7 protein-coding genes are annotated in these 12582 nt (G+C 32.5%); 6 read left to right on the top strand and 1 reads right to left on the bottom strand.

Annotated elements, in window-relative coordinates:
• Positions 1–145: 145 nt before the first annotated feature.
• From RSA29_RS12820 to RSA29_RS12800, 5 genes are all read left to right on the top strand, one after another.
• A complete protein-coding gene (locus tag RSA29_RS12820) occupies positions 146–1183 on the top strand; it encodes an LCP family protein (RefSeq protein WP_346943530.1) in 1038 nt (345 codons plus the stop codon).
• 332 nt (positions 1184–1515) lie between these two features.
• A complete protein-coding gene (locus RSA29_RS12815) occupies positions 1516–7314 on the top strand; it encodes a S8 family serine peptidase (protein ID WP_346943531.1) in 5799 nt (1932 codons plus the stop codon).
• Positions 7315–7535: 221 nt separating this feature from the next.
• Positions 7536–8450 carry a UTP--glucose-1-phosphate uridylyltransferase GalU gene (galU, locus tag RSA29_RS12810; protein ID WP_346943532.1) on the top strand — a complete coding sequence of 305 codons (915 nt, stop codon included), beginning with the start codon at positions 7536–7538 and terminating at the stop codon, positions 8448–8450.
• Positions 8440–9264: an SGNH/GDSL hydrolase family protein gene (locus RSA29_RS12805; protein WP_346943533.1), complete on the top strand. Its 825-nt coding sequence runs from the start codon at positions 8440–8442 to the stop codon at positions 9262–9264. Before galU ends, RSA29_RS12805 begins: the two co-directional genes overlap by 11 nt.
• 222 nt (positions 9265–9486) lie before the next feature.
• Positions 9487–10656 (top strand): FprA family A-type flavoprotein, encoded by a 1170-nt coding sequence (locus RSA29_RS12800; protein ID WP_346943534.1) that lies wholly within the window; start codon positions 9487–9489, stop codon positions 10654–10656.
• 208 nt (positions 10657–10864) lie between these two features.
• On the opposite strand, the gene RSA29_RS12795 is transcribed toward RSA29_RS12800, so the two are convergent.
• Positions 10865–11500 carry a hypothetical protein gene (locus RSA29_RS12795; protein WP_346932570.1) on the bottom strand — a complete coding sequence of 212 codons (636 nt, stop codon included), beginning with the start codon at positions 11498–11500 and terminating at the stop codon, positions 10865–10867.
• Between the two features lie 223 nt (positions 11501–11723).
• On the opposite strand from RSA29_RS12795, the gene RSA29_RS12790 reads away from it, so the two are divergent.
• Positions 11724–12512: a hypothetical protein gene (locus RSA29_RS12790; RefSeq protein WP_346943535.1), complete on the top strand. Its 789-nt coding sequence runs from the start codon at positions 11724–11726 to the stop codon at positions 12510–12512.
• Positions 12513–12582: the final 70 nt, after the last annotated feature.

The following is a 12582-nucleotide window of genomic DNA, read 5'->3' as shown; positions in this document are numbered from 1 at the left end:
GAAAATATAAAAATATAAAAGGTGAAATTGACTTCAATATGGTATATAATGGTAATAATGTAAAGATATATATAGAAATAATAAAAAGGAGGCTAGAATTAGTGAGAGTACGTGCTAACTTATATACTCTTACTAAAAATAACATATGGAAGATAATCAAAGAAATCATAAAAGGAAAATAAAATCAAAGAATATCATAATAATTTCGATAATAGCCATATTTATATTATCGGTATTTTCAGCAGGGTTTTACGGTTATAGGATATATTCAAACATAGAAAAGGTAAATCCAACGGAGTCGGAATTAGGACTAACTACAACTCCAGCACCTATAGTAGATGATAAGAAGGAAGGTGTACCAGAAGTTAATTATGGAACTTTTCGTTCAGGGGATAGATTTATAAATATAGCTTTAATGGGTGTGGATACAAGAAGCTTAAAGGATGATACAGGCACAAGGGCAGATTCTATTATGGTATTATCAATTGACAGAGAAAATAAATCCATGAAGCTAGGTTCTATAGCTAGAGATACTTATGCTAGTATAGAAGGTTATGGAATGGATAAGATTAATCATGCCTATGCCTATGGAGGACCTACATTCATGGTAAAAACACTAAATGAAAACTTCAATTTAAATATTAGTAACTTTGCAGTAGTTAATTTCTTTGGCATGGCAAAAATTATTGATAGGCTTGGTGGAGTTGAAATTGAAGTTGATGAGGAAGAGGCTGCAACGATTAATGGATCTATAAGTGAGATTGCAAGTATTAAGGGTGTTGACTGTGACCCTATAACTAAGGCTGGAACTTATAATCTAAATGGCATACAAGCAGTTGCATATTCAAGAATAAGGTCTACAGAGGGTGGAGATTTTAAAAGAACTGAAAGACAACGAGAGATACTTTTAAAGTTAGCAGCTAAGAGTGGAGATATTAAACTTACAGATGTAATGCCAATGATAAATGAACTATCTTCAAATTTAAAAACTACCTTAAGTGGAACAGATATGTTAAGTATTGCAACAGAGGTAATTAAAGGTGGATATCAGGCAAATATGGAAGAGCGGATGTTCCCAGAAGCTGAGTACTCAGGTGGAGATATGATAAATAATATATACTACTATGTAACTGACTTAGATGTAACAAAGGATAGAATGAAAGGGTACTTTTTTGGTAAATAGCTTAGTTATTTATAAGGAAATAATCCAATAGCAAGGGTCATGTCCGCTGTTATTTTCCACGTTAAACTTACCTTTATCAGTTTCTCAAGGTGGTATGTAATTTAATACAAACAAAATAGCACAGAAGCTAAGGCGTTAGTTTCTGTGCTATTTTGTTGAAATATTAAGAATTGAAAAAAATAAATTCTAATTAGGTATAGAAAAATAATTGTAAATTTTTACCTGCAACGAGAACTTTTTATTGTTTGTATCGTATATACATATAAATGTAAATAATTTACATTTAAAATGGGCACTGAATATTTTTAAGTTTAATCAAGGGGGGAATGTGTATGAAAGGAAAAAGAATTAAGAAGCTAATAGTTACAGCGCTTACGGTAGCATTTGTAAGCAATAATTTTAGTTCATTAGCTTTAGGAATCACAAGGGGAAGTGAGGATAGGGATTATTCGAAATTATCAGAGTCTTTGAAGATGCAAGGGGCTTTAAAGGGGGATATGTCCAAAGATGAACTTATCATAGGGGAGGATATTGATACTACATCTGATGAGTTAGTATCAATAATAGTTGAGTTTATTAGTGAACCAACAGCTATGGCTAAAAGTAAAAATGTGAAAAGCTATGGATTATCTGAGACCAAGGTTGATAGGGATCATAGATTATTTGAAGCATATCTTTCAAAGATGCTGGTAACTTATTCATCACAACAGCCAGAGGTTAAATTCTGGTATAAGGATGTATTTAATGGGGTTGCTTTAAATATTAAGGGTACGGATATAAAGAAGCTTTTGGAATCCGATGTTGTTAAGAGAATTCATAAAGATTATCAAGTTCAGGTGGAGTTACCAGTGGAAGAAATGGTAAAATCAGCAGATGATAATCAAATAGAGCCATATATGATGGATTCAGTTCCTTTTTTAGATGTTGATGACCTTCATAAGGAAGGTATTAATGGAAAAGGAATTAAAGTTGGGGTTTTAGATACTGGTATTGATTATAATCACCCAGATTTAACTAATGCTTACGAAGGCTTTAGAGCTAAAGATGGCGACCCGAAAACTCAAAATATAGATACTACTACTGGCTGGGATTTTGTAGATAACGATGCAGATCCAATGGAGACTACTTATAAGGATTGGAAAGAAAGTGGCGAGCCAGAAATTCTTGATGGAAATGCTTATTATACTTCTCATGGAACTCACGTATCAGGGACTATTGCAGGAACAAGTGAAAATAAAGAGTCAGAACTGCCAGTTCTAGGTATTGCTCCACAGGTTGAACTTTATGGTTATAGAGTTCTAGGACCAAGAGGTTCAGGGTCAACTTCAGGGATTATAGCAGCGATTGAAAAGTCTGTTAAAGATGGTATGGATGTAATAAATATGTCATTGGGGGCACCAGGGAATAATGGACCTTTTGACCCTATGGTTACAGCAGTTAATAATGCTACTTTAGCTGGTGTTGTAACTGTAATTGCTAATGGAAATGCTGGTCCAGCATCTGGAACTGTTGGAACACCTGGAACTGCTCAATTACCAATAGCTGTTGGAGCAAGTACTGTTGACTTTGATTATAATAGATACAAACTTACTATAGGTGAATTAGCCTTAAGTGGGGATTTAATTGGCGAAAGTTTAACTTATAAAATTGGGGACATGTATGATAGAGAATTGGAAGTTGTGCATTGTGGCATTGGAAATCCAGGAGATTTTACTGGAAAGGATTTAAAAGATAAAATTGCTTTAATTGATAGAGGAACTTTAACCTTTGCAGAGAAGGTTAAAAATGCTACGGATGCAGGTGCTGAGTTAGTTATTATAGCTAATAATGTGACAACTAGTGAAATTCCATATATAGGAGAGACAATATATGCAAACACAATTGGTATGTCTAAGGCTGATGGAGATAAGCTTAAAAATCAGCTACCTAAAAAACTTAAAGTAACCTTCGATAAAGAGGTAACTATAGAGGGTGATGAAGTTGCATCCTTTAGCTCAGTTGGGCCAGTTAAACAAACCTATGAAATTAGACCGGATATTGTAGCACCTGGATCTCAAGTATATTCAACAGCTCCTGAATTCATAAATGATAAGGATGATAATGTAGAAAATTATAACCTAGCTTATCAAAGAATGAGTGGTACTTCAATGGCAGCACCTCACATAGCGGGGATAGCAGCTCTTATTCTACAAAATAATCCTGATTATACACCAGAGGATGTAAAGCTTGCAATGATGAATACTTCTAAGCATATTCATCAAAAGAGTGGAGTGAGCTATAGTGTGCATGAAACAGGAGCTGGTAGGGTAAGTCCTTATGATGCTGTATATGAAAAAGTATCTTTCAGCGGTAAATATAAGACTGTTGCAGGAGAGGAATTTGAAGAAGTGAATAATGTGACAGGTATGCTCTCATATGGAAAGATTTTTGTAGTAGAAGAGGGAAATATTGAAAAAACTATTCCAGTGACAATAGAGAATAATTCAAAGTCAGCGAAGACTTACAATATAGATGTAGAGTATTCAGATAATATTAGTAGGGCTAAGGATGCAGTTAAAAATGGTGTAGTGTTAAACGTGGAGAAAACTATTACAGTTGAACCTGGTAGTAGTAAGACTTTTAACGCGACTTTATCAGCACCGAAACAACTAGAGTATGGGACTTATGAAGGCTTTATACACTTTACAGAGGTTGGAAATGAAAAGAATGATTACCAAATGCCTTTCAGTGGAACTATTGTAAAAAATGGATTTACAAAACTATCATATCCAGAATTGCAAGGTGGATTTGCTAAGGGTATTACAGGATTTACTTCTTCCGCACTATTTAATAGGAATCCAAATACTTTCTATGGGTTAGGTGATATAAGCATACTTGTACAATTCAATGAGCAAGTTAAAACTATTCATGGGTATGTTAAGGATAGAACAACTGGGGAATACGTTGGTTATGCTGGAAAGCAGGATGTTAGCTGGATGCCAGAGGGAATGGATGCAGCAATAGAAAATTTTGTTCCAAATGGTAAGGTTAGAAAAATGATAGGTGATAAAATATCTCAAGAGGAAATTCCATTACCTAGTGGAATGTACGATTTAGAAGTTGTTGCTGAAACTCCTAATGGAAAAACCTTCAAAGATACACTTCCGATGGGGATAATTAATGACACTAGTGGAGATAAGATTGAATTTACTAACTATAAGCCAGGAATAACAGAAGTAACAGAGGATATGTTCACGAAGGAAGTTTGGTACGATGGCAAGGAACATGAAGGTATTTGGATAAAAGCTAATGTTTATAATGAAATAGTAAACAAAATGAAGACTGAAGGTGGTCTTGATTATATAAAGCAAGAAGAAGTTAATACTTTTTTTGCTAGAGGTATTTATCCAGATGGTGACCAAACTGGAATGGGAACTATGGCTAAACCTAATGGGGAAATAATGATTGCTGGAGTTGAAAAAGCAGATTTAGATAGTGGTTATTTTAATGTAGAACTTAGCTATGCTAATGCTGGTAAGGTAATGAATGCTCCATATATGCATACTTTAATTAAAGAAGGAACTAAATATTTATCATTAGATGTTGAAGATAAAAAATTAAGTGAGGGTTCTAAATTAAACACATCTATTACATTAAATAACGGTGATGATGTGGTAGAAGGCAAGTTTATCATGAGAAGTAATGGGGATGCTAAATTAGCGATAGATTCAATAAAGGCATCTAAGGAATTAACAGCGCTATTAAGTAAAAATAATAATGACATAACTATAGCAGAGCCAGTGTTAATTGTGACTGAAGATAATGAAAATACACAACAATTTGAAATGAAATTTAAATTAACAGGAGATAATGTTAAGGGGTTAAGTGGAGATATTAAGTTATTTGATATTACTTATAAAGTAGAAAGTCTCATAGGTGTAAGTGATGATTTAATGGATGATACTCAATATTTATATTCTAATCTAAAGGGAACTAGTGGAGAATTTAAAAATTCCATGGGTGACGTTGTAGATGTAAAAACAGGGACTATGTATAAAAATATGGATATCGAATCTAAGGAAAGAACCTTAATCTATGGAATGACTATGACTCCAATGCCTGGAATGACTAAGGCAGACATTTATGCAATAGATCCTAGTGGAAAGAAATATGCACCAACTTACCTTAGACTTGATGAGATGAGTGGAAGAAATCATGTATTCGCATTTAATGATCTTCCTGTAATTGAAGGAAACTATAAGGTTATAGTAGAAACTCCAGGTGGATTTAATTGTGTAATGAATGTACCAGGTAGTAAAGTAAATAATAATGGTGAGAGAATCGGAAATGTCTTTGGAATAACTACCTATAACTTTATGGCACCATCAATAGTACCAAATATGGGAGATGTTAATGGTGATGGAGCTATAGATGTTGTTGATGCTAGTGAAATTGCTAAGGTTTATCAGATTAGTAGTCCAGAGGAAGCTATAGCACAAAGTAGTGAAGAGAATCTTGTTACTGATTTAAATCAAGATGGTATAGTTGATAGATGGGATATGGAATTGTTACGTTACAACTATATGAAGCAGGATTTAACAAGGGCAGATTCTAAGGTTCCACAAGCTATAGTTGATGGAAGAGACATTATAGATGTTCTTGAAAGCTGTGGTTACTATGATGAGACTCCAGAGTATAATGTTGTATTAAATATGGATAAGGAAAAATCTACAGTAGGAGAAATCGTTTCTTTTGAGGCAGTGCCACCTACTAATGAGGTTGAATTTGAGTATGAATTTGCAGTTAGAGAAAAAGCTGATAAGGATTGGACTGTGGTTCAAGAAAAGTCTAATAATAAAAAGTTAAACTGGATAAGTAAAAAAGCTGGTGATTATGAAATTAAGGTTAGAATATTCAAAGATGATATTGAATATAAGTGCCAAGATAACAAATTCCATAGAGTTGATTGGAAACCAGTGGAAGGTATTCAGTTAAGTAAGGAGATTCTAGAATTAAGGGTTGGAGGTAGAAGTACATTAGACGTAAGTGTACTACCAGAGAATGCAGGACCTCAAGAGTTTATATGGAAATCTTCAAATAATAGTGTTGCGACAGTTGAAAATGGTGTGGTTGTAGCTAAGGGTGCAGGCGAAGCAGTGATTACTACAGAAACTAGGGATGGAAAGTTTAAGGATACATGCATAGTTAAAGTATCACCAGAAGATATCATGTTAAGATCAATTAGTCTTAATGAAGAAAATCTTAAATTAAAAAATGGTCAGTCATCACAATTAAAAGTAACCTTTAATCCAGAAAATGCAACTAATAAATATGTTACATGGACATCATCAGACGAAAAGGTTGCAACGGTGGTAGGCGGAAAAGTAGTATCTGTAGGCGTTGGAGAAGCTACGATTACTGTTAAGAGTGAGGAAGGTGGATATACCGATACTTGCAAGGTAACAGTATCACCAGCAGATATTTTATTAAAATCCATTAGCCTTAACGAAGAGAGTCTTAAATTGAAAAATGGTGAATCATCACAATTAAAAGTAACATTTAATCCAGAGAATGCAACTAATAAAAATGTTACATGGACATCATCAGATGAAAAGGTTGTAACGGTGGTAGGTGGAAAAGTAGTATCTGTAGGCGCAGGAGAAGCTACTATTACTGTTAAGAGTGAAGATGGTGGATATATAGACACATGTAAGGTGACAGTATCACCAGCAGATATTTTATTGAAATCCATTAAACTTAATAAAAATAATTTTAAATTAGAAAATGGTGAGTCAATACAATTAAAAGTAACATTTAATCCAGAGAATGCAACCAATAAAAATGTTACATGGACATCATCAGATGAAAAAGTTGTAACGGTTGTAGATGGAAAATTAGTGTCTGTAGGAGCAGGTGAAGCTACTATTACTGTTAAGAGTGAAGAGGGTGGATATACTGATATTTGCAAGGTAACAGTAAATAGTAAGGATAAACCAGAAAAGCCAGAGAAACCAGAGAAACCAGAGAAGCCAAGTCTTCCTCAAACTGGGTCAATCATTGGAGCTGGAGCTATTATGGCCACAGGAGCTGTGCTTTTAGGGGTAGGTGTTTTTGCGTTAAGGGGTAGAAAAAAAGATGAGGAAGAAAAGTAGGAAATAAAGAATAAGAAAAATAGAAGAATAAGAAAAATAGAAAAGACTCTGTTAAAGATAAATTTAACGGAGTCTTATTCTGTTGGAAATATAAAATAGGATGAAATGTAAATAATTTCATTCAATCTTTATTTCATCGTATTTTTAAGATATAATAAGGACATAAGTTTTATGCTAATGTAGAAAATATATGATGTGTAGAGAATATGGAGGAATAATAAATGAATAAGAAAATTCGCAAGGCAATAATTCCAGCAGCAGGGCTAGGTACAAGATTTTTACCAGCTACAAAGGCTCAACCAAAGGAAATGTTGCCAATAGTAGATAAACCAACTCTTCAGTATATAATTGAGGAATGCGTAGCATCAGGAATAGAAGAAATTCTTATAATTACAGGTAGAAATAAAAAAAGTATAGAGGATCACTTTGACAAGTCTATAGAACTAGAATTGGAGCTTGAAAAATCAGGTAAAGAAGATATGCTTCAAGTGGTTAGAAATATATCAGATATGATTAATATACACTTTATAAGGCAAAAGGAACCAAAAGGACTTGGACATGCTATACACTGCGCTAAAACTTTTGTAGGTGATGAGCCTTTTGCAGTGCTTTTAGGGGATGATATTGTATACAATGATGAAAATCCATGTTTAAAACAGCTTATTAACTGTTATGAGAATTATGGAACATCAGTATTAGGAGTACAAACAGTAGCTGAGGAAGCTGTAAATAAGTATGGTATCGTTGGTGGAACTAATGTGGCAGACAGGGTATATAAGGTTGATAATCTAGTGGAAAAACCATCGGTAGAAGAAGCACCTTCTAATGTGGCAATATTAGGTAGATATATTATAACTCCAAGGATATTTGAAATATTAGAAGAAACAGAGCCAGGTAAAGGTGGGGAAATCCAACTCACAGATGCTCTCCTTAGATTAGTAAAAGAAGAGGATATGTATGCTTATGATTTTAAGGGTAAAAGATATGATGCGGGAGATAAGCTTGGATTCCTTCAAGCTACAGTTGAATTTGCTTTAAGAAAACCTGAATTAAAAGAAGGATTTACTGAATATTTGAAGGAGTTAGTGGCTTCTTTAGAAAAAACTGAAGAAATGGGGAATATAGTTGAAAAATAAGGGAATGCAAATAACTACATGTATAGTGTTATTATTTTCTCTAATAGGTGTTTTGGGCATGGGTATATATAAGAGTAATAGAGATCAGGATGAACTTGTAAAACTAAAGAATGATTATGAGATATATATTAATACGGTAGTTAAACCATTGGAATCTGAGGATAAAAGTGATAATAATACTGGGGAGAAGGATGATATCAAAGATAAGTTTGAATTAAAGGATAAAAAAATTCTATCCCTTGGTGATGGGGTATCTAAGAGTGGAATTTATCAAGGAAAGGTTAAAGAACTTACAGATATGGCATCGGTAACTAATTTAGCTAATAATGGGCTACTTCTTAAAGAGATGGTTAATAATATTAGTGTTGAAACTTTAAAGGATATAGATTTAGTAATGATTATGGGAGGTACTAATGATTTTACAAACAATAAGATTATAGGTACTAAGGCCGATGATGATAAAAAAGATAGCTTTTATGGAAATATTCAAAGTGTCATTAATAAACTTAAATCATTAAAGCCAGAAATTGAAATAGTGTTTTTGACACCATTAAAGCATGGAAAGGTTCCAAATCAACCAAGCTATCCAGAGGCAAATAATGTTGGTAGTAAACTAGATGATTATGCTAAAGCCATTGAAGAAGTTTGTGAAAAGAATTCAGTTAAGGTTATAGATTTATTTAATGAAAGTGGAATTGAATCAAGTAATATAGCACAGTACACTACAAATAACATAATGTTAAATGAAAGTGGAAATCTGAAGGTTGCTGAGAGCATTAGTGATAAATTGAAGGAATTGTATAATGGGAATTAGGAATTAGGAATTAGGAATTTAGAATTAAAAATGAAGGAAAAAAGTTATTCACTTTAAATTAACAATTAAAATGAAGGATAAAATGCATAAATTTAATTAAATATATATAAAATCATGTATTATAGTGATATAATGTATATCAAATGTTAAAAAATATAAATTTATTGAATAATAAGTAAATAATTTCAGCATTTAGTGTGTAAAATAAATGGGGGTAATAAAATGGAACCGTTAAAACTTAGCAAGTCTGTTCACTGGGTTGGGGTTAATGATCAAGAACTTAGAGTATTTGATATAATAATGGAGACAAAAAAGGGGACAACATATAATTCGTATTTAGTTGTAGATGAAAAAATCGCTATAATAGATACTGTTAAGACTGGATTTTCTAAGAAGTATTTAGAAAATATTAAAGCTATTATTGGAGATAGGAAGATTGACTATATCATACTTCAACATACCGAGCTGGATCATAGTGGTTCTTTAAAGGAACTTTTAAATGAATATCCAGAGGCTATGGTAATGGGCTCTAAGGCTGCTTTAAAATATACTAGTAAGATAATTAATAAAGAGTTTAATTCTATGGATGCAAAGGGTGACCTTTCTCTTGGAGAGAATACACTTAGATTTATTTCAGCTCCAAATCTTCACTGGCCAGATAGTATTTTCACTTACTTGGTAGAGGAGAAAATTTTATTTACATGTGATGTTATGGGATGTCATTACTCGCCTTCTAAGTGTATCACTGATATATGTGATAGCGATTATGGAAATGAAATGAAATATTACTATGATGTTATAATGAGTCCATTTCAAAGGTTCGTTAACATGGCTTTAGATAAAATTCAAGATTTAGAAACTAGAATGATTGCACCGAGTCATGGACCTGTGCACATTGATAATGTTGAACTTTATAAAAAGATGTATAGAGAGTGGGCAAAGCCTTATATAATAGAAGAAAAAAATATTCAGATATTCTATATTTCAGCTTATGGAAATACTGAGATGGTTGCACATTATTTTAGAGAAGCTATAGAAAAAACTGGAATTAAAGCAGAGGTTCATGAAATAACAGCATGTACTATGGAGGAACTTGTGACTTTAGTTGATAGAGCTAGTGGTATACTTATTGGTTCTCCAACAATAAATCAAGATGCAGTTGAGCCGGCTTGGGATTTACTTGCCCATGTTAGTGCCATTGTGAATCGTGGGAAAATTGCTGGAGCTTTCGGATCTTATGGTTGGAGTGGTGAAGGTGTGGACATGCTAACAGCTAGATTGAAGAGTCTTAAATTTAAGACTATAGAGCCAGGATTTAAGGTTAACTTTGTGCCTAGCGAGGCAGAGTTAAAATTGGCTGATGAATTTATTGGGAAATTCCTTGAGTTGTAAATTTTAATTATAAATTATAGATTTTTAATTTAGGGTAAAATCCTTGATGGATTTTTTACATTAAATATATGGAATTTAATGTAAAATTTAGCAGCACTAAAATAGGACTTCGATATTATCTAGAGTTAACACCATTTGAGGGTGTTAATTCTTTAGTAAAGATAATATGAAGTCCTTTTTTATATTTAGTTAGATAGTAGTTTGAAATTTAATCTTCTTCGTTTTCTACAACTTCTAGGTTGTGTCTTCTGTTATCTAGGGGATTAAGGTTTATGTGGTGAACAGTTACATTAGATTCAACATTCATAATTAACTTATCCATAAAAATTCTGCCTTCAGGTGTGTTTGATACTACACATGGGTTACCGAAGTGTTTATAAAAAACCCAACTGTGATTGTCATCTAATACTTTAAATAAATCTTCCTTTGAGATTAATGCTTTCTCTTCAGGTTTTCCGTACTTATCTTTAAGTATTATAGCAACCTCATCGTTACCTACTAGGTCATATTCATTTTTACTGTTTCTTTCAACAACCTCTAAGTTGAATTTTGTGTTGTCTAAAGTATCTTCATTAACGTGTCTTATTGGAGCTTTAGGATCAACGTTCATAATTACAGATTGTAAGCTTCTTTTTATAGTTCTAGTTTTACCGTTAAGTGTAGATGGTCCTAAGTTTTGTACAAGGTAGCTATTGAAATCCTTGTGCCATTCGGCAAACCAAGTACCCATAGCTTTTACTTTGTCTACATCTTCACTATCAATTTTAGCTATAAGTGGAGTTCCATCTTTTTTATAGATTGTAATTAAAGCAGTTCTATCTTGAATTTCATACTCGTTATTCATATTTTTATAATTATTCTTTATTTTAAGCACCTCTTTCATATTAATATGATTTTAATCATATTAAATGATTATAACAAAATCAAGGGGAAAAAGATATGAAAAGTTATAATAAGACAATTATTTTAAATTAATAATAAGTTCACATGGAATATAGTTTAAATTAATTTGCTACAATAGAAAAATATGATAAAATGTACTTATGTTTATGGAGGGAGAGGTAAGGATGAAGTGGTTAGATAAATTAGAACGAAAATACGGAAAGTATTCAATACATGGATTGATGAAATACATAGTAGCTGCAAATCTAGCAGTGTTTTTATTAGAGTCAATAAATCCGGGACTGATAAGAAATTTAGCATTAATACCGCAGGAAGTTATGCAGGGGCAAATTTGGAGAGTATTTACGTTTGTATTAATACCACCGGATAGTTCAGCATTTTGGCTTTTATTTACTTTGTATTTCTACTTTATAATTGGAACAGGACTTGAACAGGCTTGGGGAAGTTTTAAATTTAATATATATTATTTAGTAGGGGTAATTGCTACAGTAATAGTTTCACTTATTAGTGGGGAATATGCTACAACATTTTACTTGAATTTAACTTTATTCCTAGCATTTGCATCTATATATCCTAATCATGAAGTTCTTGTGTTCTTTGTTTTACCAGTTAAAATGAAATACTTAGCTATTTTTGATGCTATTCTTATATTACAAAGCTTTGTAATGGGTGGATTTGATATTAAGCTTATGGTACTAGCATCACTTGCAAACTATTTTATATTCTTTGGTAAGGATTTTATAACTTTATTTAAGCGAAGGAAAGTTGTGAAGAAGAATAAGGATAGGTTTAAGGTTATAGAAATGAAGGATTATGTGCGTCATAAGTGTACTGTTTGTGGAATTACAGATAGAGAAGATCCAAACATGGAGTTTAGATATTGCTCAAAATGTAGTGGACATAAAGAATATTGTATGAACCACATAAAGGATCACCACCACGTTGAAGACTAAACATTAGGATGAGTTAAAATTTGTTAACTATTACATTACATTTGATTATATGTATATGAGTTTTAACAAA

Origin of the sequence: Clostridium sp., from assembly GCF_036660475.1 — a bacterium.
Taxonomy (GTDB): Bacteria; Bacillota; Clostridia; order Clostridiales; family Clostridiaceae; genus Clostridium_J.
Note: the sequence above shows the minus strand (reverse complement) of the source record. Positions and strands in the feature narration are given on the sequence as shown.